This is a genomic window from Corynebacterium sp. USCH3, assembly GCF_037619475.1.
Lineage (GTDB): Bacteria > Actinomycetota > Actinomycetes > Mycobacteriales > Mycobacteriaceae > Corynebacterium.
The window spans coordinates 37,445-62,294 of record NZ_JAQPZT010000008.1; the positions used below are offsets into that span (position 1 = coordinate 37,445).

Genomic DNA, 24,850 nt, shown 5'->3' on the forward strand with positions numbered 1-24,850 from the left:
CGATGACGCAGACCACCGGCGCCGCGCTCAACGGACTCAGTGCCGCGGAGGTCTCCCGGCGCGTGGCGGAGGGGCGGACCAACACGGTTGGACGAAGCACGGGACGCAGCGTCTGGCAGATCATCCGGGCGAACGTCTTCACCCGGGTCAACGCGATCCTGGGTGTGCTGTGCGCGATCGTGCTGTCCACCGGGTCATGGATCAACGCCGCGTTCGGCCTGCTGATCATCGCCAACTCGGCGGTCGGTGTCATCCAGGAACTGCGGGCCAAACGGACCCTGGCCAACCTGCGCATCGTGGGCGAGACCCGGCCGACCGTCCTGCGCGACGGGGAGAAGCTCACCGTCCACCAGTCCGAGATCGTCGCCGACGACCTCATCGTGCTCAGGTCCGGCGACGAGATCGTGGTCGACGGCACGCTCGTGGTCAGCGCGGACTCCGGGTTCACCGTCGACGAGTCCCAGCTCACCGGTGAGGCGGACGCCGTGCACAAGCACGTGGGCGACGAGGTGCTGTCGGGCTCGTTCGTCACCGGTGGAACCGCCGTGTTCCGTGCCGAGAAAGTCGGGCAGGACGCCTACGCCGCGCGCCTCGCCGCCGAGGCCAGTGAGTTCTCGCTGACGGATTCGGTGCTGATGAGTGGCATCAACAGCATTCTGCGGGTCATCACGTGGCTGTTGATCCCCACCGGTGTGCTGACCGTCTGGACGCAGCTCGTCCGCTCGGGGACGGGCCTGCGGGAGTCGATCCTGTCGATGGCCGCGGCGATCGTGCCGATGGTTCCCGAGGGACTCGTGTTGATGACCTCGATCGCCTTCGCCGCCGGTGTGGTCAGGCTGGGGCAGTACAAGGCGCTGGTCAATGAGTTGGTCGCGATCGAGGGCCTGGCCCGGGTCAACACGGTGTGCACCGACAAGACCGGGACGCTGACCACCAACCGGATGGAGCTCGAGGGCGTCTACACCGCGACCGGTGAGACCGCCCCGGACGGCCTCCGCGAGGCGCTGGGGAGGCTGGTGGCCTCCCAGGAGGACCGCAACACCACCGCCGAGGCGATCCTCGCCGCCGCGGAGGCGGGTGCGGATGCGCCGGTGCCGTTCGAGGGCACGGAGATCCCCTTCAACTCGACATGGAAGTACTCCGGTGTGCAGTGTGCCGGGCACGCGTGGATCCTCGGTGCCCCGGACGTCCTGTTGGCGGACGGTCCTGCCGCCGACACGGCGAAGCGGTTCGGGGACCGGGGGTTGCGCGTCCTGGCGTTCGGTCGCGTGGACGGCACGGTGCAACGCCCGGACGACACCTCCGGGATGACGGGTGCCCCGTCGTTGGTGGAGCCGACACTGGTCACGCTGGGGCAGCAGCTGCGTCCCGATGCGCGGGAGACCCTCGACTTCTTCGACACCCAGGACGTCGACCTCAAGATCATCTCCGGGGACAACCCGGACTCCGTCGCCGCCGTGGCGCGCGGTGCGACCGACCGTGATCTCGTCGCCGTCGACGCCCGCACCCTCGACGATCTCTCCGAGGCGGACTTCGACGTCGAGGTCGGACGGGCCAACGTCTTCGGGCGGGTGCGTCCCGAGCAGAAGCAGCAGATGGTGGAGTCGCTGCACCGGGCGGGGAGGACGGTAGCGATGACCGGGGACGGTGTCAACGACGTCCTCGCCCTCAAGAAGGCCGACATCGGTGTCGCGATGGGCGCCGGTGCGCCGGCGACGCGTAGCGTGGCGCAGCTGGTCCTGCTGACCAACCGGTTCTCGGCACTGCCGAGGGTGGTCGGGGAGGGGCGTCGGGTCATCGGGAACATCGAACGGGTGGCGAACCTCTTCCTGACGAAGACCGTGTATTCGGTGGTGCTGGCCCTGGTGGTGGCCGTGCTGGGGATGTCCTTCCCGTTCCAGCCGATCCACGTGACCGTCACCGGCTGGTTCACGATCGGCATCCCTGCCTTCATCCTGGCGCTGGCACCCAACAACGAGCGCCCGCGCGACGGCTTCCTGCGACGGGTGCTCATGCTGGCGGTGCCGTCCGGCGTGCTCGTCGGCGGGTTCGCGGTGGCGATGTGGATCGTGGTCTACCCCGGCGGGGACGCCCCCGAGATCGAACGGGCGCAGGCCGGCACCGCGGTCCTGCTGGCACTGATCGTGATGGGACTGTGGGTGCTGGGCATCGTCGCCAGGCCGCTGGTCTGGTGGAAGGTGCTGCTCCTGGCCGGGTGCGTGACCGGCTATGTCCTGCTGTTCACCGTGCCGTTCCTCCGCGATCTGGTCCTGCTGGAGCCGGGGGACACCCGGCTGATGGCCCTCGGACTGGGCGTCGGAGCCGCCGGTGCGGTGGTCATCGAGCTGGCGCACCAGGTGGTCCGGAGGTGGCCGTCGCGAAAGTAGTTGACATGTCATCTACTTCGGGTGGATCATGGGTCCATGGACTTCGGAATCTTCACCATCGGCGACGTCACCCCCGACCCCACCACCGGGCGTGCCCCCACGGAACAGCAACGCATCGCCGACACGGTGCGGTACGCCAGGAAGGCCGAGGAGGTCGGTCTCGACGTCTTCGCCACCGGTGAACACCACAACCCTCCGTTCGTCGCCCCGGCCAACCCCCCGATCCTCATGGCCCACCTGGCCGCGCAGACCGAGAGGATCCGCTTCTCCACCGCCACCACGTTGATCACCACCAACGACCCCGTGCGCCTGGCCGAGGACTACGCCTACGTCCAGCACCTCACCGCAGGACGGGTCGACCTGATGATGGGCCGCGGCAACACCGGCCCGGTGTACCCGTGGTTCGGCAAGGACATCCGCACCGGAATTCCGCTGGCGGTGGAGAACTACCACCTGCTGCGCAGGTTGTGGCGTGAGAAGGACGTCACCTGGAAGGGCGAGTTCCGTACCCCGCTGCAGAACTTCACGTCCACGCCCCGCCCACTCGACGACACCCCGCCGTTCGTGTGGCACGGGTCGATCCGCTCCCCGGAGATCGCCGAGCAGGCCGCGTACTACGGCGACGGCTTCTTCCACAACCACATCTTCTGGAACATCGAGCACACCACGCAGATGGTCCAGCATTACCGTCAGCGCTTCGAACACTACGGTCACGGGGCGGCCGACCAGGCGATCGTGGGCCTGGGCGGTCAGGTGTTCATCGGCGAGACCGAGAGGAAGGCCACGGAGTTCTTCCGCCCGTACTTCGACAACGCCCCGGTCTACGGTCACGGGCCCAGCATGGAGGACTTCACCCGGATGACCCCGCTGACGGTCGGGACGGTGGACCAGGTCATCGAACGTTACCTCGGCTACGCCGACGCGGTGGGTGACTACCAGCGACAGATGTTCCTGGTCGACCATGCCGGGCTGCCGCCGGAGGTCGTCCTGGAACAGATCGAGATCCTCGGCACCGAGGTCGTCCCGGTCCTACGCCGTGAGCTGGAGGCCCGACGTCCCGCCCACGTGCCCAGCGGGCCGCCGACGCACGACGCCCTCGTGGCGGCAGGAATGGACGACCCGTTCCACGACGTTGAACCGGTGAAGGAAAGGAGCAGAGAGTGAGTACCCGACAGCTCGTCGTCGTCAACGCGGGCCTGAGCAACCCGTCCAGCACCCGTGACATCGCCACCCGCGTCGCTGACGCCGCGGAGCACGAGGTGGCGGCCACCGGTGGTGCGGTGGAGGTCACCGTACTGGACCTCCGGGCGCTCGCCGGTGACCTGGCGACGTACATGACCACGATGATCCCCACCCCGGACCTCGAGGACGCCCGCACGCTGGTCGGCAGCGCCGATGCGCTGGTCGCCGCCACCCCGGTGTTCCAGGGCAGCTACGCCGGTCTGTTCAAGATGTTCTTCGACACGCTCGACAAGCACGCGCTGCAGGGTGTGCCGGTGACCCTGGTGGCCACCGCCGGCACGCCGCGGCATTCCATGGTGCTGGATTACGCGATGCGGCCGTTGCTGTCCTTCCTGCAGGCCACGGTCCTGCCGACCGGGGTGTTCGTGGCGACGGGGGAGTACGGCGAGGACGGTGGCGCCGGGGGTGTGGAGGACCTGCGCGTGCGGATCGCCCGTGCCGGTCGTGAACTGGCTGCGGAACTGGGGACGGGCCCCTCCACCGGGACAGCTGATTCCGGCGCGCAGCCGGGGTCCGGTCAGGACCGTGGTGCCGGCGAGTTCGGCGGGTTCGAGGCCCTGCTGCGGGTGCATTCCGGGGCCTGAGGCGCGGACGGGCCGCCGCAGAGGCTGGTGCTGAACCGGTTTTGACCATCAATTTACGGTCGGAGAGTTCTGGCATTCTTGGGGTGCACACGACGTCGACCCAGGAGAGTGCACCATGCCGGACGCCCGACCCGCCCGCCCGCGATCATCCTGGTGGCGCCTGCTCCCCGCACTACTCATTCTGCTGTGGCTGGGTGTCGCCGCCGTGGGCGGGCCGAAGTTCGGTGAGATCAGTGAGGTGGCCACCAACGACCAGTCGTCCTTCCTCCCGGAGTCCGCGGAATCGACGAAGGTCAGCGCCCGGCTGGAGGATTTCCAGGACTTCGGGTCGGCACCGGCGATCGTCGTGGTCACCGCGGACGTGGACGGGCGGCCGGTGGACCCGACGTCGCTGGAGGACCTGCCTGACCGCCTCTCGGCGGCGGTGGACGGTGCCGCCGGTGTGACCGGGACGGAGGCCAGCCCTCCCGTGCCGTCCGACGACGGTGAGGCTGTGCAGGTCATCGTGCTGCCACCGGAGGCGGCGGCACCGGCGGACGCTGTCGACGCGCTCCGGGGGAGCCTGGATTCTGAACTCCCCGCCGGACTGCAGGCGCAGGTCACCGGGCCGGCAGGGTTCAGTGCGGACCTGTCGGAGGCATTCGCGGGCATCGACGGTCTGCTTCTGCTGGTCGCCGTTGCCGCGGTGCTGGTCATCCTCGTCCTGGTGTACCGGTCGCCGTTCCTCCCGTTGATCGTCCTGCTGAGTTCCATGGTGGCACTGTGTGCCGCAGTGCTGGTCAACGTGGCGCTGGCGAGGTCCGGCATCGTGATGATCAACGGACAGATCCAGGGCATCCTGTTCATCCTGGTCATCGGCGCAGCCACGGACTACGGTCTGCTCTACACCGCACGCTACCGGGAGGAACTCGGCAGGCACGACGGCACCTGGGGCGCGACCGCCGCGGCCCTGCGGGGCACCTGGCAGCCGGTGCTGGCGTCGGCGGCCACGGTGATCGCCGGACTGCTCTGCCTGCTCCTGTCCGACCTGGCCTCGAATGCCGGTCTGGGACCGGTGGCGGCGGTGGGAATCGCCGCAGCATTCTGCACGTCTCTGACGTTCCTCCCCGCCGTGTTGGCGGTGGCGGGCAGGCGCGTGTTCTGGCCGAGGGTTCCGCGACCGTCCGCTGCGCGTCCGCAGGAGCCCGTGGCCGGTGGCGACGGGATCTGGGGACGCGTCGCAGCCCTCGTCGGACACGCTCCCCGACGCATTGCCGCCGGCGTGGGTCTTCTCCTCCTCGCCGGGTGTGCGGGGCTGGCCACCCTGGACGCCGACGGCGTCCCCACCAGTGACTACGTGATCGGACAGAGCGACGCCCGCGACGGGCAGGCCGTGCTCGACCGTCACTTCCCGGCGGGTGCGGGTGCACCGACCTACGTTCTGGCGCCTGCCGCGAGCCGGGACGCCGTCGAAACACGGGTCGACGCGCTCGACGGCGTGCAGTCCGTCGGGGACGGGCAGGCGGGAGGGCCGTCCGTGGTGGACGGTGAGGTGCTGCTGGAGGTCACGCTCACCGATTCCCCGTACTCCGACGCGGCAGAGGACACCGTCCGGGAGATCCGTGACGAGGTGGGGCAGTACGGGGCGCTGGTCGGTGGGACGACCGCCACCGAACTCGACACCAAGGAGACGTCCGTCGCCGACCGCACCGTGATCATCCCGGTCGTGCTGCTCGTCATCACGCTGATGCTCGCCCTGCTGCTGCGGGCCGTGGTCGCACCGCTGGTGCTGCTGGCGACCACGGTGCTGAGTTTCGGGACCGCCCTGGGAATCGGGGCGGCGATTTTCGCGCTCGTCGGCTTCAGCGGCTCAGATCCCTCGGTTCCGCTGTACGCCTTCGTGTTCCTGGTGGCGCTGGCGATCGACTACAACATCTTCCTCATGACCCGGGTGCGTGAGGAGTCCATGGTCCACGGGACCGCGGCCGGTGTGAGCCGGGGACTGGTCAGCACCGGTGGTGTGATCACCAGCGCGGGCATTGTTCTCGCTGCGACGTTCGCGGCGCTGCTGGTCATCCCGATCCAGTTCCTGGTGCAGCTCGCGGTCATCATCTCCCTGGGGGTGCTGATCGACACGTTCCTCGTCCGGTCGTTCCTGGTGCCGGCGGTGACCCACATACTCGGCGACCGTATCTGGTGGCCGGGGAGGACGAGAAAGACCGGTCACGCAGATATGCCATGACCGGTCGCTGTCGAGAATCTGTGCCCCAGGGCAGATTCGAACTGCCGACACCCGCTTTAGGAGAGCGGTGCTCTATCCCCTGAGCTACTGGGGCGCACCGCAACAGTGTAGCGCGTCGGCACCGCGGGGTCGGGAACGTGGTGCCCTGTGTGTGGTCACCCCCGGTCGGACGGAGAGTCTGCGGCGGGTCCGTCGGGTCGCGACGGGCCGATGAGTGGGGCAGCCAGCGGGAAGATCAGGACGGTCAGTGCTCCTCCGGCGACGAGGAGCGACGCCTCCTGCTGCCCGATGATCCCGGACGAGGTGGCGACGCCGGTGACGGCGACGATGATCGGCAGGCCGGTGGCCGCGTAGAGCGACATCTCGAGTTTCTCCCGCCACCCCTGAAGCTCTGAGCCGGTGCGGGTCCACATCTCGCGCAGAAAGACCGGCATGCCCCGGGTGAGGAGGATGACCGGCACGATGCCGAGGACGAACCACGGGCGTTCGGCGATGACGCCGGTGTCGATCGCCATACCGGAGGTCACGAAGAACACCGGGATGAAGACGCCGTAACCGACGGTCTCCATCTGTTTCTCCAGACCCGGGCGGTAGTCGTCGGGCACGATCTGGTGCAGGATGATGCCGGTGGCGAAGGCGCCGAGCACGACGTCGAGGTCGAAGACGGCGGCGACGGCCATGAGGACGGCGAGCATCAGTACCACGGAGCGGATCACCGTCTGGTTCGTCGATCCGGCACCGTCCCGGATGGCCCACCCGATCCAGGGCGTCAGCGTGCGAACGGTCCGGGGGACGAGTGCCACGATCAGCGCGATGACGAAGAACACCGCCAGCACGGCGGCGCTGGCCCACGTCGTTCGCGCGGACAACAGGACGGCCATGGCGATCACCGGGGCCAGCTCGCCGATCGCGCCGTGAATCATCACGCTGTTGCCGACCGGGGTGCCGCTGAGGTCGTTCTGTTTGAGGATGGGCATGAGGGTGCCCAGAGCCGTCGACGTCAGTGCGATGCCCAGGACGACGGACACGCCGGCGTCCCCCGAGGTCAGCACCATGGCGCCGCCGAAGCTCAGGACGAGGCACAGGACCCAGGTCACCAGGGCGTGTCCACCTTCGCGGGACTTCAGCATGGACGGGTTGATCTCCATGCCGGCGAGGAGGAACAGCAGGCCCAGGCCGAGCTCGCGCAGCAGGTCCACGGCTTCACCGTCGCCGGCGAGTCCGGCACCGAAGGGGCCGATCACCAGTCCGAGGATGAGCAGGAAGACGACGGCGGGGACACGCTTGCCGGTGAGGAAGGCGAGCACCGGGGCGAGCAACCCTGCGGCGGCGATCCAGGCGAAAGAGACGAGGGCGTCGGTCATGGTGCTGAGACTACCGAGCGTTGTCCGGCAGGTGGGAAAACGCTCCCCGCCCCCTCCGCAGTGGTGGGGCGGAGGGGGCGGGGGACGGGTGTGGTTGCGGTGTGCCGGTGGTGAGTGGTGTGGGGGAGGGTCGCTGGAAAAAAGGGGGTGGGGTTGGCCTAGTGGTCGACCGGTGCCTCGACGCCGACACCGGTGAGGGAGCGGACCTCCATCTCGGCCTGCAGTGCGTCCTTGTTGTCCGGCTTGCCGAGGTAGGTGCCCACGATGCCGGCCAGGAAGCCCAGCGGGATGGAGATGATCGCCGGGTTGGTCAGGTCGATCAGCGACCAGTCGGAGTTGGCGAACATGGCCTTCTCGGTCCCGGAGACAGAGTTCGAGAAGAACAGCACGACCAGGGAGGAGATCAGGCCGACGTAGATCGAGGCGACGGCGCCGGTGGTGTTGAAGCGCTTCCAGTACAGGGAGTAGAGGATCGTCGGCAGGTTGGCCGAGGCGGCGATGCAGAACGCCAGGGAGACCAGGAAGGCCACGTTCTGGTCCATGGCCAGGATGCCCAGGATGATCGAGGCGATGCCGATGACGACCACGGTGATCTTGGAGACGCGGACCTGTTCGGCTTCGGTGGACTTCCCGCCACGGAGGACGGCGTCGTAGAAGTCGTGGGCGACCGAGGCCGAGGCGGTGATCGCCAGGCCGGCGACCACGGCGAGCACGGTGGCGAAGGCGACCGCCGAGATCAGGGCCATGAAGATGGACCCGCCGAGTTCGAGTGCCAACAGGGGTGCTGCCGCATTGGCGCCACCCGGCGCACCCTGGATGCGGTCCACACCGACATAGGCGGCCGCGGCGTAACCCAGGATCAGGGTCAGCAGGTAGAACCCGCCGATCAGGACGATGGCCCAGGTCACGGACTTGCGGGCCTCACGGGCGGTGGGCACCGTGTAGAAGCGCATCAGCACGTGCGGCAGGCCGGCCACACCGAGGCACAGGGCCATGGCCAGGGAGATGAAGTCGAGCTGGCCCATGAGCGAGCCGCCGTACTGCATGCCGGGTGTCAGGATGGCCTCCGGGTTCTCCGTACCGGCTTCGGCGTGCTTGTCGATGGCCATCTGCAGCAGCTCGGAGAAGTTGCCCTTGACCATCACCATGATGATCACGGCCATGATGAACACACCGGTGCACAGCAGGACTGCCTTGATCATCTGGACGTAGGTGGTTCCCTTCATACCGCCGATGAGCACGTAGGCGATCATCACGACACCGACCACGGCGACGACGGCCGCCTGGGCGGGCTTCTCGTGGATGTCGAGGAGCACAGAGACCAGCGAACCGGCACCGGCCATCTGGGCGATCAGGTAGAACAGCGACACGAACAGCGTCGCGAAGGAGGCCGCGAGCCGGACCGGGCGCTGCTTCAGGCGGAAGGACAGCACGTCCGCCATGGTGAACTTACCGGTGTTACGCAGCGGCTCGGCGACGAGCAGCATGGCGACGACCCAGGCGACGAAGAAGCCGATGGAGTAGAGGAACCCGTCGTAGCCGTTCAGCGCGATGGCACCGACGATGCCGAGGAAGGAGGCCGCCGACAGGTAGTCACCGGCGATGGCGAGACCGTTCTGGGTTCCCGAGAAGCTCGCGCCACCGGTGTAGAAGTCCTTGGCGGAGTCCTTCTGCTGGGACTTGCTGGCACGGGTCACGATGTACATCGTGATCACGATGAAGCCGACGAAGATGGCGATATTGAGGACGGGGTTGCCCGCGTCCGACTGGGCGAGGAGATGTGTCTGCATAATTTCTCTCAGTTCGTTAAGGGCTTACGCCGTGGCGGGGCCGGTCTCGGCGAAGTCACCGGTGCGCTCGAGACGGTCGCGCAGTGCGGAGGTCCGCGGCTCGATCTCGCGGTCGGCGAACTTCACGTAGGCGTAGGTGATGGCGAAGGTGGTCACGAACTGGAGCAGACCCAGGACGACGCCGACGTTGATGTTGCCGAGCACCTTCCCGGAGAACAGGTCGGGTGCGAACATGGCGAGCACGACGTAAGCCGCGAACCAGATCAGGGCGCAGATCGTCACGGGGAAGGCGAATCCCCGCTGCTTCTTTCGGAGTTCCTGGAATTCGGGGCTCTTCTGGGCCTCGACGAACTCCTCGGGGGACGGTGTGTGCCGCAGGTCGGGTGTCGACATCGGCTCCCTTTCTTGTGAGTGATAATGGTCACAGACTCGCTGTGGATGGGTGACAAGTTACAGAACCCACGGAAACCATTTCAAGGCAAAAGAGGGTGTGTGCAGGGGGCTGAACGCAATGCACCCCCGCTGGTCGTCCTGACATGCAACTAAGCAGGAGCCTAACGGGGGTGGGTACTGAACCGGTGCAGTCGCAGATCTGCGGCAGTGTGCGCCGAACTGCTTCCGAAAATATGTGCTTCTGTGGGGGGGGGGCTACCCCAACTCGGCGAGCTTGGCGCGCACGTCGTCCGCCGGTGGGTTGGTGGCGTAGGTGCCGTCGGAGTACTTGACGGTGGGCACGACGCGGTTGCCGTCGTTGACGGACTTCACCCACTCACCGGCGTCGGGGTTCTCCTCGACGTCGATGCGCTCGTACGGGGTCTCGGTGGCGTCGAGGTCAGCGGTGAGCCGCTGGCAGAAGGGGCACCAGGTGGTGGTGTACAGGGTGACGGACAAGGGATTCTCCTAGGACTTCTCTTCGGGGGACGTGGAGGCCGTGTACTCGCAGATACGGTAGCGCAGCGGGTCTTCACCGGTCAGGGCGCTGCCCTTGGCGGACTCAAGCCAGGGGCCGTCTGAGACGGTGAAGGAGCCGTCCTGCAGCGTCGCGCGCATGTCCGGCGCGACGACGGTGAAGCGGTCGGGGGCACCGCAGGCGATCTCGGTGACGACGACGCGGTCGGCGACGGGCAGGCACTGGCGGTAGATCTCCCCACCACCGAGGATCCACACCGTCGGTACGCCCGCGGCGTCCTCTCCGGCGGCGATCCGGTAGGCGGCGGCCACGGCCTCCGGGATCGAGGCGCTCACGGTGCCGCCGGGGGCGTCGAAGGACGGGTTCCGGGTGATGACCACGTTGTCCCGGCCCGGCAGGGGGCGGAAGCGCGGGTCCAGGGCCTCCCAGGAGATCCGCCCCATCACCACCGGTGCCCCCACGGTGGAGTTCTTGAAGTGCTCGAGGTCCTCGGGCAGGTACCAGGGCATGTCGGTGCCGTCCCCGATGACCCCGTCGGTGGTCTGTGCCCAGATCATCGCGATCTCGACGCCGTCCGGCAGTCCGGCGTCCCGCAGCTCACCGCGGGTCAGGGGGGTGCGTGCGTCACCGCTCGTGTCGTTGCTCATGGCGTCCTCCCTCATACCGCCACCGGAGCCTTGATGCCCGGGTGAGGGTCGTAGCCTTCGACCGAGATGTCGTCGAAGGTGTAGCTGAACATGTCCGCGGCCTTGGCCAGCGACAACGTCGGGTACGGACGTGCCGTCCGGCTGAGCTGACGCTCGACCTGCTCGACATGGTTGTCGTAGATGTGGCAGTCGCCGCCGGTCCACACGAACTCGCCGACCTCCAGGCCCGCCTGCTGGGCGAACATGTGGGTCAGCAGCGAGTAGCTGGCGATGTTGAACGGCACACCGAGGAACATGTCCGCGCTGCGCTGGTAGAGCTGGCACGACAGCTTCCCGTCCGCGACGTAGAGCTGGAACAGCAGGTGGCAGGGTGGCAGGGCCATGTCGCTGAGCTCGGAGACGTTCCACGCCGAGACGATGTTGCGCCGGGAGTCCGGGTTGGACGTGAGCGTCTCCAGGGCGGCGGAGATCTGGTCGACGTGGTGTCCGTCGGGGGTGGGCCAGCTGCGCCACTGCACGCCGTAGATCGGGCCGAGGTCGCCGTTGTCGTCGGCCCACTCGTCCCAGATGCTCACACCGTGCTCGTGCAGCCACCCCACGTTCGAGTCACCACGCAGGAACCAGAGCAGTTCCCCGACGACCGACGTCAGGTGGACCTTCTTCGTGGTCAACAGCGGGAACCCGGCGGAGAGGTCGTAGCGGATCTGCCGACCGAACAGGCTGCGGGTACCCGTGCCGGTGCGGTCGCCTTTCGCGGTGCCGTCGGCGAGGATCTCGGCCAGGAGATCCTCGTAGGGGGTGGGGACGGTCGGTCCGGCGGACCCGGGGGACAGAGAACTCATGGGGACTAGAATAGGGTCAGGACGGGGTCCGCCACCACCCGGCCGGGCTCCGGTCGACTGCGGCGGTCACAACACCTTCCGCAACGGCATGAGGGCGATCTCCGCCACCCGCGACAACGGGTGCTCGTCGCGCCAGGACGTGGAGTCCACCGTCTCGCAGTGCTCGATGTCGGCGGTGAAGACCTTCTCCATCTCTGCCGCGAAATCCTTGTCGGTGACCTCGATGTTCGTCTCGTAGTTGAAGGACAGTGACAGGCGGTCGATGTTCGCCGTGCCCACGGTGGACCATTCCCCGTCGATGGTCGCGGTCTTCGCGTGGATCATGGTCGCCGCGTAGAGGTGCAGGGTGATGCCGTGCTCCAGCAGTTCGCCGTAGAAACCCCGGCTGACCCAGTCGGCGACCATGTGGTTGGACTCCTTCGGCACCATCAGCCGTACGTCCACACCCCGGTCCGACGCCCGGTACAACGCCTGCAGGATCTGCTGGTCGGGAATGAAGTAGGGGGTGGTGATCCAGATGTGGTCCCGGGCGCGTTCGATGGCGGTGAGGTACATGTTCCGCAACGGGTAGACCAGCTGGACGGGGAGATTCGCCACGACCTGGATCCGGGAGTCCCAGCTGTCCGGTGCCGTCCAGGGGATGTCGCCGCCGTCCGACCACTTCTGGTTCCAGACCCGGGTCACCGCATTGCGCAGGCCCCAGGTCTTCGGACCGACCTGGCGCACGTGGGTGTCGCGCCAGTGTCCGGCGAACTGGGAGCCGATGTTGTAGCCGCCGATGAACCCGGTGTGGTCGTCGATCACCAGGATCTTCGAATGGTTCACCCCGGTGGTGCGGACCGGGGCGGTCCACAGCTTGCGGGTGACGAACGGCAGCCGGGCGACATGGACCGCGTCGGAGAAGTTGCGGTAGAACGAGCGGGGGACGACGAGGTTGCCGAAGCTGTCGTAGATCACGTAGACATCCACGCCCCGCTCTGCGGCGGCGTTGAGCGCCTTGATGAACCGCAGGCCGTCCTCATCGTCCTTCCACAGGTAGTTCTGCATGAGGATGATGTCGTCGGCACCGTCGATGGCCGCGATCATGTCGTCGTAGAGGGTGCGGCCGTCGGTGTAGACCGTCAACGCGGAGTCGCCGACGGCGGCGGAGAACGTACCGGGGCGGGGTGCCTCCCGCTCCGTCCGGCCGCGACGTTTGACGAGGTCGGCGGTGAGCGCCGGCAGTGCCGCGGCGGCGGCCAGGGCGGCGGTGCCGGCGACGGCGAGTCCGGCGTATGCGGCGGGTGACGATGTGCTCATCACGCCGATTCTAGTGGTCGCCGGTCACACGGTGGTGTACGAGCCGTGCTCCGCCGAGAAGTCCGCTGCGGCGGCGAGGATGTCGTCGGCGATGTCCGGCCGGCAGATCAGCAGGTCAGGAAGATAGGTGTCCTCGTTGTTGTAGACCAGCGGGGATCCGTCGAGCCGGCTGCAGTGCAGACCGGCGGCCTGGCACACACCCACCGGTGCGGCGTTGTCCCACTCGTACTGTCCCCCGGCGTGGATGTAGGCGTCGTTGTCGCCGAGGAGCACGCTGATGGCCTTCGCGCCGCAGGAGCCCATCGTCGTCAGCTCCGCACCGAGCGTCTCGGCGATGTGGGGCGCCACCTCCGGGGTGCTGTTGCGGGAGATGACGAACCGGTTCGTCGGTGCGCCTGTGACGGCGCGGGATTCCGCGGAGGTGAAGACCTGGCCCAGGTCCGGCATACCGACGGCGGAGACGGTCACGGTGCCCTGCACGGCCAGGGCGATATGGACCGCCCAGTCCTGGCGCACCCCGGCGTACTCCCGGGTGCCGTCGAGGGGGTCGATGATCCAGACCCGGTCGCGGCCGAGACGCGAGAGGTCGTCGGTGGCTTCCTCGGAAAGCACGGCGTCGTCCGGGCGGTGGATGGCGAGGGCACGGGCGATCCAGTCCTGGGCGATCGCGTCACCGGCCGCCCCCAGGTCGCCACCCCGGAGCAGTCCGACGTTGCGGACCCCCTTGAGGATCTCTCCGGTGCCCTGGGCGAGGCGACCGGCAAGGGTCTCGTCGTCGATGAAACGCGTCATGGGGACACAGTGTAGTCGCTGCAGCGGCCTGCCGGGACCTGACGGGGACGTGGTGGCGGCGTGGCGGAGGCCATGCAGCCGCCCGGAGGGCGTTTCATGTCCGTACCGCGTGGTTGACTGGTGGGCATGACCGACACCAGCGACCAGCGTGACCCCCTCGACCGGTTCGCGGCACCGGTGGCCTCCTGGTTCCGTGAGGTCTTCGCCGAGCCGACGGTGGTGCAGTCGCAGGCCTGGGACGCGATCAGCCGTGGCGACAACGCCCTCGTCGTCGCCCCGACCGGGTCGGGGAAGACGTTGGCGGCGTTCCTCTGGGCGCTGTCCCGCCTGAGCGCCGAGGGGCTGATGAAGGACCGGCAGGACGCCGGCACCGGCACCCGGGTGCTCTACATCTCGCCGTTGAAGGCACTGGGGGTGGATGTGGAGCGTAACCTGCAGGTGCCGCTGGCCGGGATCGCACGGACGGCCGCGGCGTCCGGCACCGACATCGCCCCGGTCCGCATCGGGGTGCGCTCGGGGGACACCCCGCAGGCGGAGCGGGCGAAGCTGCTGCGTACTCCGCCGGACGTGCTGATCACCACCCCGGAGTCGTTGTACCTCATGCTCACCTCCAAGGCGGCCGGGACGCTGCGGGAGGTGGACACGGTGATCGTCGACGAGGTGCACGCGGTCGCCGGCACGAAACGCGGTACCCATCTGGCGCTCAGTCTGGAACGGCTCGACCGTCTCAGCGAAGCCGGGGTGCAGCGCATCGGCCTGTCCGCCACCGTCAACCCGGTCGACACCGTCGCGGCGTTCCTCGGCGGGGATCGTCCGGTCACGGTGGTGAACCCGCCGACGCAGAAGTTGTGGGACGTGCGTGTACGCAGTGTGGTCGACGACTTCCAGGACCCGCCCGCGGTCGAGGACGTCGCGGCCGCGGCGGTGGAACCGGGTGGGGACGGCGCGGATGTTGGGGACGGAGTTCCCGTCGATGAGGCACTGCTCGGGCCGTCGCTGATCGGCGAGGGCGTCGGCGGAGTCACCGATGCGGGCAGCGGAAGCCGGGTCGCCTCCGGCGTGGACCGTGAGTCCGCGCTGCCACAGCAGAAGTCGGTGTGGCCGCACGTCCAGCGCGCGATCTACGGGCAGGTGATGGACAACCGCTCGACCCTGGTGTTCGTCAACGCACGGCGCACCGCCGAGCGCCTCACCGGGGCCCTCAACGAGCTGTGGGCCGAGGAGTACGACCCGGAGTCGCTGGCCGCCCCGACCCGGCGTGACCCGGCACAGTTGATGGCGCAGTCCGGCGCGGTGTCCGGCGCACCCCAGGTCATCGCCCGGGCGCACCACGGGTCGGTGTCCAAGGACGAACGTGCCGACATCGAAGCGGCGTTGAAGGACGGGTCGCTGCGCTGCGTGGTGGCGACCTCGTCCCTGGAACTCGGGATCGACATGGGGCTGGTCGACCACGTCATCCAGGTCGGCGCCCCGCCGAGCGTCTCCTCGGCGGTGCAGCGCTGCGGGCGCGCCGGGCACTCCGTCGGGGCGGTGTCCCGGGCCACGGTCTACCCCCTGCACCGGCAGGACGCCGAGGTCGCGACCGTGATCGTCGACCGGATGCTCGCCGGCGACCTCGAACCCCTGCAGGTGGTGTCCAACGCCCTGGACGTCCTGGCCCAGCAGACGGTGGCGGTTGCGGCGCAGCTCGCCGCCGGTGGTGGCCATGTGGCGGCGGAGGGGGCGGGGGTCGACGTGGAGGAGTGGTTCCGCACCGTCCGGCGTGCCCACCCCTACGCGGCGCTGCCGCGGGAGGCGTTCGACGGCGTCGTGGAGCTGGTGAGTGGACGCTACCCCTCCACCGATTTCGCCGAACTGCGTCCCAAGGTCATCTACGACCCTGCCACCGGAACCTTCGAGGCGCGCCCCGGGGCGCAACGTACCGCGGTGACCTCCGGGGGCACCATCCCCGACCGCGGGCTGTTCGGAGTGTTTCTGCCGGCGGACGGTGACGGCGGGGCCAACGCCGGTGGCCGGCGCGTCGGTGAACTCGACGAGGAGATGGTCTACGAGTCGCGGGTGGGTGACGTGTTCACCCTCGGGGCGTCGTCGTGGCGGATCGCCGAGATCACCCGTGACCAGGTCATCGTCACCCCGGCCGCCGGGCACACCGGGCGCCTGCCGTTCTGGGTCGGCGACGCTGAGGGGCGCCCCGCCGAACTCGGGCCGGTGATCGGTGCGGCACGCCGGGCGTGGGGTCGTGGGAGCGACGGGGACCTGCGGGGCGCGGACTTCCTCGACGACAACACCCGCACCAACCTCGACTCCTTCTACACCGGGCAGCGCGAGGCCACGCAGGTCATCCCGGACGAGCGCACGATCCTCATCGAACGGTTCCACGACGAGGTCGGCGACTGGCGGGTCGTCGTGCACACTCCGTGGGGGCGGTCGGTGAACGCTCCGTGGGCCTTGGCGATCGGGGCGTCCCTGTCCCGGCGGTCCGGCATCGACGCGATGGCGGTGGCCGGCGACGACGGTATCGTCCTGCGCCTGCCGTACACCGAGGACGCCCCCGGGGCGGAGCTGCTCACCGGCGGTGGGGACGGTGCTGCCGGAGGTGACACGGCACCGGTCGTCGACTCCGTCGTCGCTGAGGTGACGGAGTCGGTCGGGTCCTCGGCACTGTTCGCCGGACGCTTCCGCGAATGCGCGGCCCGGGCCCTGCTGCTGCCCCGGCGTAACCCGGGCAAACGTCAACCGTTGTGGCAGCAACGCCAACGCGCCGCCCAACTGCTCGACGTGGCCCGTCCCCACCCGGAATTCCCGATCATGGTCGAGACCATGCGCGAATGTCTGCGGGACGTCTACGACCTGCCTGCACTGGAGCGAATCGTCGGCGCGGTGGGGAGCCGGTCGATGCGGGTCGCCGAGATCACCACCGACGCGCCGTCCCCCTTCGCCGAATCCCTGCTGTTCAGCTACACCGGCGCGTTCCTCTACGAGGGCGACTCCGCCGAACGGGCCGCCGCCCTGACCGTGGATCCGGGCCTGCTCGCCGCCGTCCTCGGCACCAGGGGAGACGGCCTCGTCCTGGATGAGGACGTGGTCGCCGAGGTCGTGGAGTCTCTGCAGTGGCTCTCCGAGGGCCGGCGCGCCCGGACGGCTGAACAGGTCGTGGACATGCTCCGCGCACTGGGGCCGCTGGCACCGGAGGAGGTCTGGCGACGGACCGACAATGTCGACCGTGCCGAGGTCGAGGCGATGATCCCGCGCCGGATCTGTGCGGTGAAGGTCGGCGGCGTGCTGCGCTGGGCGGTCGTGGAGGACGCCGCCCTGCTGCGCGACGGACTGGGCATCCCCGTACCCCCGGGTGTCGCCGCTGCACGCGAGACGGTCGGCGACGCCGTCGACCAGCTCGTCCTGCGGTGGGCCCGGACACACGGACCGTTCACCGCCGCCGACGTCGCCGAAGAATTCGGTCTCGGCGTGGCCACCGCCGACTCCCTGGCGAAACGCTGGGTCAGCGGACGCCGACTGGAGTCGCACAAGGGCTGGGACGGGGACCAGTACGTTGATGCCGGTGTCCTGCGCCGGTTGCGTGCCGCGACCCTGGCGAAGGCACGTGGGGCCCTGGAACCGGTGAGCGTGCAGACCTACGCCGTGGTGCTGGCCGACTGGCACGGCCTGGGCACCGGTGAACGGGAGGACCTGCCCGGGGTCATCGAGCAGCTCGCCGGAGTCGCGCTACCGGCGAGTGCCTGGGAGACCGTGGTGTTGCCCGCCCGGATCCCCGGCTACCGGACGACTGACCTGGACGACCTCGTGGCGTCCGGCGAGGTCCTCGTCGTCGGGGCCGGCACCGCATCGGCGACGGACCCGCGGATCATGCTGCTGCCCGCCGACCTGGCACCACTGCTGGTGGACGGGGCCGTCGACGCCGACCGGCCCGAGCCCGGCCCCGTCGCCGCGATGGTGCGCGAACGGGTCAGTGGGGGAGGGGCGTTCCTCGCCGCCGAGATCGAGCGCGGCCTCGGTGACTCCGGTGACCCCGGTGACTCAGGAGTCTCGGGCGTCTCCGGAAGCGCCGGGCACGACGCCGTCGACGCCGCCATCTGGGAACTCTTCGACGCCGGGATGCTCATGCCGGACACCTTCGCGCCGGTCCGGGCCCGGCTGGCGGGGACCGGGTTTACTGACCGGACGGGGAACCGGGCCGGGGGTTCCGGTGCGCACAAGGCACCCCGACGCGACCGGGGCCGTGGTACCACCCGACGACTGCGCATGGGTCGCAGCACCTTCGCCCAGACCGTCGCATCCGAAGAGGTGCGCTCGCGTCGGGCGGCGATGAACGCCCATGCCGGGGTGCCCGGACGCTGGTCACAGGTGCCCCCGGCATCCGGCGCAGTGGCGGACCGGGCAGTCGCCACCGGCGAAGCCTGGCTCGACCGCTACGCCGTGGTGACCCGCGGCGCGGTGATGGCCGAGCACACCGAGGGCGGGTTCGCCGCCGCCTACCGGATGCTCACCGCCTGGGAGGACAACGGCACCGTGCTGCGCGGCTACATCGTCGAGGGTCTGGGCGGGGCACAGTTCGCCTCCCGCGGGATCATCGACCAACTGCGCCGTGTCGAGGAGGACACCGGTTCGCGCGGGGAGGCCACGGGTACCCCGGTGCTGCTGGCGGCGTCGGACCCGGCGAACCCCTACGGTGCGGCGGTACCGTGGCCTGAGGCGCCGGACGACGCACCGCGTCCCACCCGCGGAGCCGGTGCACTGGTCGTTCTACGTGACGGTCGGCTGCTGGCGCACCTGACCCGCGGAGGCCGGACCGTCACCGTCTTCACCCGACCGTCGCTGTCCGACGGGCCGACGCCGCTGGACCCCGGCGACGTGTCCGCCGTGGTCGCCGTCCTCTCTGATGCCGTGCAGGCCGGACGGCTGTCACCGGTGGCCGTGGAGCGCATCAACGGCGTGGAGGTGATGGGTGCCGCGACAGGGGTGTGGACCGAGGCCGGCGCGCGGCTGACCCCGAAGGGACTGATGGTGCGGTGACCGGTCCCGTGCGTGCCCGTCATCCAGGGCTGTTGAAGGCGTACCCTGTCCGGGAAGGACCGCAGTAGGCGACGGTGACGTAAGGAGGTGTGCGCGGCAGATGCCCGAGGGCGATTCCGTGCTGCAGCTCTCCAACCGCATGCAGTGGATGACCGGCAGGACCGTGACCCGCTCAGACATCCGCGTGCCCCGCTTCGCCACCGAGGACCTCACCGGCCGCGTCGTCGGCAGGGTGTGGCCCTACGGCAAGCATCTCTTCATGGACGTCGACGGTCGCATCCTGCACACCCACCTGAAGATGGAGGGTGTCTGGTCCATCCACGCCGCGGGGTCGCGGTGGCGTCGCCCCGGACACACCGCCCGGGTCGTCCTGCGGCTGTCACCGCAACACCCCGGCGGTCCGGAGATCGAGACCGTGGGACACAGCCTCGGATTCCTCCGACTCTTCGACCGCGACGACTACGACGGGGTCGTCGCACATCTCGGGCCGGACATCCTGGCGGCAGACTGGGAGAGCGCGGCGTTCGGACGCGATGAGGCACTGGGCAGGATCCTCGCCCGCCCCGAGCGCAGTATCGGTGCGGCACTGCTGGACCAGCGCAACGTCGCGGGTATCGGCAACGAGTACCGGGCGGAGGTCTGCTTCCTCGGCGGGGTTGACCCGCGGAGGCCTGTCGGCACGGGACCGGAGGCGGAGACGATGGCCGGCCACCTGCTCGACCTCTCCCGGAAGGTGATGTGGGAGAACCGTCTCGAGCCCCGGCGGCTGTTCACCGGTGACCGGCGTCCGGGTATGGGCAACTACGTCTTCGGCCGGGCGTCGAAGGCCTGCCGACGCTGCGGGTCCCCGATCCACAAGGGATTCCTCGGGGGAACCGACGCCGGTGGGGACGACGGGGAGCTCGAACGGGTCATCTGGTGGTGCCCGGTGTGCCAGGCAGGCTGAGCCGCCGGGAAGACAGGTGCCGGGTGACAGGGTAGGTCTGCCATGCCCACCCTGGGGCGGACATGTTGCAGGCAGCGGAGCGGCCGCGCTACCGCTTCCGGTTGCGCAGGATGTGGCGCAGCAGGGAATCGGTCGACGGGTCGCCGGTGTCGACGTCCGCGGTGTCGGTGGTGTTACCCAGCAGGGGCAGCAGCTCGTTGGCCTGCTTCTTGCCCAGCTCCACGCCCCACTGGTCGAAGCTGTTGATGCCCCAGACCACACCCTGCACGAAGCAGATGTGCTCGTAGAGGGCGATCAGCGACCCCAGTGTGCGCGGGGTCAGCTTGTCGGCGATGATCGTGCTGGACGGACGGTTACCCGGCATGACCTTGTGCGGGATGAGCTCCTCGTCCACGCCGGCCTCGCGCAGTTCCTCGGCGGAGCGGCCGAACGCCATCACCCGTGACTGGGCCAGGAAGTTCGACAGCAGCATGTCGTGCATGCTGGTCTCCCCGTCGGAACCCCGGTGATCGGTGTGGGGGTTGACGAAGCCGATGAAGTCCGCCGGGATCAGGTGGGTGCCCTGGTGGATCAGCTGCATGAACGCGTGCTGGCCGTTGGTGCCGGCCTCGCCCCAGTAGACCTCGCCGGTCTCGGCGGTCGTGAGTTCTCCGTCGATGCGGACCGACTTGCCGTTGGACTCCATCATCAGCTGCTGCAGGTAGGCGGGGAAGCGGCCCAGGTCCTGCGAGTACGGCAGGACGACATGCGACTGGGAGTTCAGCACCGAGGTGTACCAGACCCCGAGCACACCCATGAGCACCGGCGCGTTCATCTCCAGCGGCTCGGAGTAGAAGTGGTTGTCCACGTCATGGAAACCGGCGACGAACTCCATGAAGTCCCGCGGACCGATCGCCGCCATCAGCGACAGCCCGATCGCCGAGTCCACGGAGTAGCGACCGCCGACCCAGTCCCAGAACCCGAACATGTTCCGGGTGTCGATGCCGAACTTCTCGACCTCGTCGGCGTTCGTCGACACGGCGACGAAGTGTTTGGCGACGGCGTCCTTCACCGCCGCCTCGTCGGAGCTGTCGACACCGAGGCGTTGGAGGCCGTCGATCAGCCAGCGCTTGGCACTGTGGGCGTTGGCCAGGGTCTCCGAGGTGGTGAAGGTCTTCGAGGAGACGACGAAGAGGGTGGAGGCCGGGTCGAGTCCGTCCAGCGTGGCCGTGAGGTCCGCCGGATCGACGTTCGAGACGAAGTACGGGGTGATCCCCGCGGTGCAGTACGGGCGCAGTGCCTGCGCCGCCATCGACGGCCCCAGGTCGGAACCACCGATGCCGATGTTCACGACGTTCTTGATGGTGTGGTTCGTCGCGCCCCGCCAGTCGCCGCTGCGCAGCGCCTTGGCCAGCCCACGCATCCGGTCGAGGGTGTGGTGCACGTCCTCGGCGACGTCCTGGCCGTCGACGCTCAGGTCCTGGTCGATCGGCACCCGCAGCCCGGTGTGCAGTGCCGGACGGTCCTCGGTGGTGTTGACGTGCTCGCCGTTGAACAGGGCCTGACGGTAGTCCTCGATGCCCTTCGCCCGCGCCACGTTCAACAGCAGACGCACGGTGTTCTCGTCGACGAGGTTCTTCGACAGGTCCACGTGCAGCGGGCCGACGTCGAAGGTCATGTCCCCGGCACGGCCCGGGTCATCGCGGAAGAGGTCCTTCAGCGTGGTGCCCTTGAACCGGGTCGCATGGGCGACAAGAGCCTGCCACTCCGGCGTCTTCGTCACAGGGGTGGGGTTCGGGACGGTGAATGTCACTGGTGTCGCCCTTTCGAGAATCCGGTGTCTGTCGTCGTTGGCTGAATCCGTTGTCCCCGCCCACGGTAGCGGAAAATCAGGCGCCGGGTTTCCACCCCGCATCCAGTGCCGAGAGCACCGCGTCCTGCAGCAGCCCGTTCGACGCGACGGCCGATCCCCCGTGCGGGCCCGCGGTGCCGTCGAGTGCGGTGAACGTCCCGCCGGCCTCCCGGACGAGGACGTCCAGCGCCGCCAGGTCCCACAGGTTGACCTCGGGCTCCGCGGCGACGTCCACCGTGCCTTCGGCGACCATGCAGTAGGACCAGAAGTCGCCGAAGCCCCGCAGCCGCCAGGCGGAGTCGGTCAGTGCGATGAGCTCATCGCGGCGTCCGACCGTCTTCCACCCCTCCAGCGAGGACAGGGAGATCGAGCAGTCGGCCACGTCGGACACCTTCGACACCGAGATCCTGCGTGCCTCACCGGTGTTGAAGACCGCCCACGCCCCCATGTCCGCCGCGGCCCACCAGCGTCGCGCCAGGCCGGGGGCGGACACCACCCCGACGACGGGCGTCCCGTCGACGACCAGGGAGATCAGCGTGGCCCACACAGGTACCCCACGCACGAAGTTCTTGGTTCCGTCGATGGGGTCGATGACCCACTGCCGGCCCGTGGACGCCGTACCGCCGAACTCCTCGCCCAGCACCGTGTCGTCCGCACGACGTGTGGACAGGATCTCCCGCAGCTGACGTTCCACCTCGGTGTCGGCGTCGGACACCGGTGTCAGGTCCGGCTTCGTGGAGACCTCCAGGTCACCGGCGCCGAAACGGGCCATGGTGACCTCGTCGGCGACATCGGCGAGGGCCAGCGCCAGGGTCAGGTCGTCGGAATACTCGGTGCGGTCGGACGTCGGTGCGTTCATTCCTCCAAGGATAGGGTCTCCACCACATGACCGACACTGGAGGGGGAGCCTGCCACCGACCACACCCGTCCGCCGGCGGCGACCCGCTCACACCGCCCGCCCGCGCCCTCGATCAGCGCCCGACCCGGTAACAGGTCCCACGGCAGGACGCTGTGCTGGAACCAGCAGCTCGCGTTGCCCGCCGCCACCCCGGCCATGTCGACCGACGCCGACCCGTTGAAGCGCACCGTCGCGAAGTCCTTCACCGTGTCGGTGAAGACCCGGTTCAGCTCCGGTGCCGCGATGTCGGTGGGGTGCAGGTAGCCGGACAGGCAGGACGCCTCCGGGGGCAGGTCGGGGAGTGTGCCGACCGGCGTGCCGTCCAGCGTGGTGGGCAGGTCCGGCCCGCCGAACCAGGTGTAGCCCATCGCCGGACGGTGCACCGCGCCGAAGTGCAGCCTCTCCGGATCCTCCGGGTCGCCGTCGACCAGGGCGAGCGCCGAGCACCAGTAGTCGGAGCCGGTGGTGAAGTTGTACGTGCCGTCCACCGGGTCGATGACCCAGGTCCGTCCCGACTGCGACGGGGCGGAGGACCCCTCCTCCCCGAGCAGACCGTCCTGCGGACGCAGCGTGCGGAGGACCTCGGCGACGAAGTCCTCGGCCGCGCGGTCGGCGGCGGTCACCACGTCGGACACCGACGTCTTGAACTCCGTGGTGACGCCCGCCTCCCGCATGCGCCACGCCAGCCGCCCGGCGTTGTACACCAGTGCCTGGGCGAGTGTGCCGTCGTCGTCCCGGTCGTGGGAGATGATGAACGTCTTCGTGATGGCCTGCAGGGCGTCCGCGGGGAGGGGGGAGTTCATACGTCTATTGTGCACGGGGTGTGCCCCGGGTGCCGCCCGTGGGGTGAGTAGACTGGACGACCATGCAGCCCGATGTGATCTCCGCGATCGATGACCTTGACTCCACCCTCACCACCATCGAAAAGGTGCTCGACCTTGACGAGCTGGAGTCACGCGCGCGCGAACTCGAAGACCAGGCCGCCGACCCGTCGTTGTGGGACGACCCCGACCACGCCCAGCAGATCACCAGCCAGCTCAGCCACGTCCAGGCGCGGCTGAAGAAGGTGCGCGGTCTGCGCGACCGGCTCAACGACCTGCCCGTCATGTACGAGATGGCCGATGAGTCCGAGGGTGACGACGCCGCCGAAGCCACCGAGCTGGCCGAGACGGAACTGGCCGATCTGCGTGAGGAGATCGAGTCCCTCGAGGTCACCACGATGCTCTCCGGCGAGTACGACGCCCGCGAGGCCGTGGTGAACATCCGCTCCGCGGCCGGTGGTGTGGACGCCGCCGACTGGGCCGAGATGCTGATGCGCATGTACACCCGCTGGGCGGAGAAGAGCGGGCACAAGGTCGAGGTCTACGACATCTCCTACGCCGAAGAGGCCGGCATCAAGTCCGCGACCTTCGTCGTCCACGGCGACTACATGTACGGCACCCTGTCGGTGGAGCAGGGAACCCACCGTCTGGTGCGGATCAGCCCCTTCGACAACCAGGGTCGCCGTCAGACCTCCTTCGCCGAGGTCGAGGTCCTGCCGGTGGTGGAGACCTCCGACCACGTCGACATCGACGACAATGATGTGCGCGTGGACGTCTACCGGTCGTCCGGTCCCGGTGGCCAGTCGGTGAACACCACCGACTCGGCGGTGCGGCTGACCCACATTCCGACCGGCATCGTGGTGACCTGTCAGAACGAGAAGTCGCAGATCCAGAACAAGGCCTCGGCGATGCGCGTCCTCGCCGCGAAACTGCTGGAGCGTAAGCGCCAGGAGGAGGCCGCCGAGATGGACGCCCTGCGCGGCGACGGCTCGAACTCCTGGGGCAACCAGATGCGGTCCTACGTGCTGCACCCGTACCAGATGGTCAAGGACCTGCGGACGAACTTCGAGGTCAACGACCCGTCCAAGGTCCTCGACGGTGGCATCGACGGGCTGCTCGAGGCGGGGATCCGCTGGCGGATGGCGGAGCAGCAGGGCGCAGGGGAGTAGGTCGGAGGCTCCCCGGGGAACTCCTGTCGGACCCCGGGGTTGTGCCGGTCACCAGGGGATCAGACCGGCCCAATCC

The 24,850-nt window shown here is 68.9% G+C and carries 18 protein-coding genes and 1 tRNA gene; 7 read left to right on the forward strand and 12 right to left on the reverse strand.

Translation table 11 applies throughout. The annotated features are described in order from the left end of the window. The first annotated feature begins 2 nt into the window (after positions 1 to 2). The 4 genes from PQI66_RS15060 (at position 3) to PQI66_RS15075 (ending at position 6,434) form a co-directional block, all read left to right on the forward strand. The gene (locus PQI66_RS15060) at positions 3 to 2,387 is read left to right on the forward strand and encodes an HAD-IC family P-type ATPase (RefSeq protein ID WP_339999347.1); all 2,385 of its coding nucleotides are present in this window, start codon (positions 3 to 5) and stop codon (positions 2,385 to 2,387) included. Between the two features lie 36 nt (positions 2,388 to 2,423). Continuing rightward, positions 2,424 to 3,551 (forward strand): LLM class flavin-dependent oxidoreductase, encoded by a 1,128-nt coding sequence (locus tag PQI66_RS15065; protein WP_339999348.1) that lies wholly within the window; start codon positions 2,424 to 2,426, stop codon positions 3,549 to 3,551. Beyond that, positions 3,548 to 4,213, forward strand: a complete 666-nt coding sequence (locus PQI66_RS15070) for a CE1759 family FMN reductase (RefSeq protein WP_339999349.1) — start codon at positions 3,548 to 3,550, stop codon at positions 4,211 to 4,213. The genes PQI66_RS15065 and PQI66_RS15070 overlap by 4 nt, the downstream gene beginning before the upstream one ends. A 115-nt stretch (positions 4,214 to 4,328) precedes the next feature. Further along, the gene (locus tag PQI66_RS15075) at positions 4,329 to 6,434 is read left to right on the forward strand and encodes an MMPL family transporter (protein ID WP_339999350.1); all 2,106 of its coding nucleotides are present in this window, start codon (positions 4,329 to 4,331) and stop codon (positions 6,432 to 6,434) included. A 21-nt stretch (positions 6,435 to 6,455) separates the two neighbouring features. Here the strand turns inward: PQI66_RS15075 and PQI66_RS15080 are convergent. The 9 genes from PQI66_RS15080 to PQI66_RS15120 form a co-directional block, all read right to left on the reverse strand. After that, positions 6,456 to 6,528, reverse strand: a tRNA-Arg gene (locus PQI66_RS15080). 61 nt (positions 6,529 to 6,589) lie between these two features. After that, positions 6,590 to 7,798: a cation:proton antiporter gene (locus PQI66_RS15085; RefSeq protein ID WP_339999351.1), complete on the reverse strand. Its 1,209-nt coding sequence runs from the start codon at positions 7,796 to 7,798 to the stop codon at positions 6,590 to 6,592. Positions 7,799 to 7,956: 158 nt separating this feature from the next. Further along, complete coding sequence (locus PQI66_RS15090; protein WP_339999352.1) at positions 7,957 to 9,588, reverse strand: solute symporter family protein; 1,632 nt, start codon at positions 9,586 to 9,588, stop codon at positions 7,957 to 7,959. Between the two features lie 24 nt (positions 9,589 to 9,612). Next, positions 9,613 to 9,981: a DUF485 domain-containing protein gene (locus PQI66_RS15095; RefSeq protein WP_339999353.1), complete on the reverse strand. Its 369-nt coding sequence runs from the start codon at positions 9,979 to 9,981 to the stop codon at positions 9,613 to 9,615. 255 nt (positions 9,982 to 10,236) lie between these two features. Further along, positions 10,237 to 10,479 carry a mycoredoxin gene (locus PQI66_RS15100; protein ID WP_339999354.1) on the reverse strand — a complete coding sequence of 81 codons (243 nt, stop codon included), beginning with the start codon at positions 10,477 to 10,479 and terminating at the stop codon, positions 10,237 to 10,239. A gap of 9 nt (positions 10,480 to 10,488) precedes the next feature. Further along, positions 10,489 to 11,145, reverse strand: coding sequence for a dihydrofolate reductase (locus tag PQI66_RS15105; RefSeq protein ID WP_339999355.1), 657 nt, complete (start codon positions 11,143 to 11,145; stop codon positions 10,489 to 10,491). Between the two features lie 11 nt (positions 11,146 to 11,156). Beyond that, positions 11,157 to 11,987, reverse strand: coding sequence for a thymidylate synthase (locus PQI66_RS15110; protein WP_339999356.1), 831 nt, complete (start codon positions 11,985 to 11,987; stop codon positions 11,157 to 11,159). A 66-nt stretch (positions 11,988 to 12,053) separates the two neighbouring features. Continuing rightward, complete coding sequence (locus tag PQI66_RS15115) at positions 12,054 to 13,286, reverse strand: phospholipase D-like domain-containing protein (protein WP_339999357.1); 1,233 nt, start codon at positions 13,284 to 13,286, stop codon at positions 12,054 to 12,056. A 24-nt stretch (positions 13,287 to 13,310) separates the two neighbouring features. Next, positions 13,311 to 14,078 carry a 3'(2'),5'-bisphosphate nucleotidase CysQ gene (locus PQI66_RS15120; RefSeq protein WP_339999358.1) on the reverse strand — a complete coding sequence of 256 codons (768 nt, stop codon included), beginning with the start codon at positions 14,076 to 14,078 and terminating at the stop codon, positions 13,311 to 13,313. A 126-nt stretch (positions 14,079 to 14,204) separates the two neighbouring features. Here PQI66_RS15120 and PQI66_RS15125 point away from each other — a divergent pair, with 126 nt between their 5' ends. Continuing rightward, entirely contained in the window at positions 14,205 to 19,109 is a 4,905-nt protein-coding gene (locus PQI66_RS15125) for a DEAD/DEAH box helicase (RefSeq protein WP_339999359.1), read from the forward strand. A gap of 100 nt (positions 19,110 to 19,209) precedes the next feature. Continuing rightward, a complete protein-coding gene (locus PQI66_RS15130; RefSeq protein WP_339999360.1) occupies positions 19,210 to 20,055 on the forward strand; it encodes a DNA-formamidopyrimidine glycosylase family protein in 846 nt (281 codons plus the stop codon). Positions 20,056 to 20,143: 88 nt separating this feature from the next. On the opposite strand, the gene pgi is transcribed toward PQI66_RS15130, so the two are convergent. The 3 genes from pgi to PQI66_RS15145 all read right to left on the reverse strand — a co-directional run bounded on the left by pgi (position 20,144) and on the right by PQI66_RS15145 (position 23,587). Next, the gene (gene pgi / locus PQI66_RS15135; RefSeq protein ID WP_339999361.1) at positions 20,144 to 21,847 is read right to left on the reverse strand and encodes a glucose-6-phosphate isomerase; all 1,704 of its coding nucleotides are present in this window, start codon (positions 21,845 to 21,847) and stop codon (positions 20,144 to 20,146) included. Positions 21,848 to 21,923: 76 nt separating this feature from the next. Continuing rightward, complete coding sequence (locus tag PQI66_RS15140) at positions 21,924 to 22,745, reverse strand: inositol monophosphatase family protein (RefSeq protein WP_339999362.1); 822 nt, start codon at positions 22,743 to 22,745, stop codon at positions 21,924 to 21,926. Beyond that, positions 22,742 to 23,587 carry an inositol monophosphatase family protein gene (locus tag PQI66_RS15145; RefSeq protein WP_339999363.1) on the reverse strand — a complete coding sequence of 282 codons (846 nt, stop codon included), beginning with the start codon at positions 23,585 to 23,587 and terminating at the stop codon, positions 22,742 to 22,744. The genes PQI66_RS15140 and PQI66_RS15145 overlap by 4 nt, the downstream gene beginning before the upstream one ends. Before the next feature lie 62 nt (positions 23,588 to 23,649). Between PQI66_RS15145 and prfB the strand changes: the two genes are divergently transcribed. Next, a complete protein-coding gene (gene prfB / locus PQI66_RS15150) occupies positions 23,650 to 24,774 on the forward strand; it encodes a peptide chain release factor 2 (protein ID WP_339999364.1) in 1,125 nt (374 codons plus the stop codon). Positions 24,775 to 24,850 lie beyond the last annotated feature (76 nt).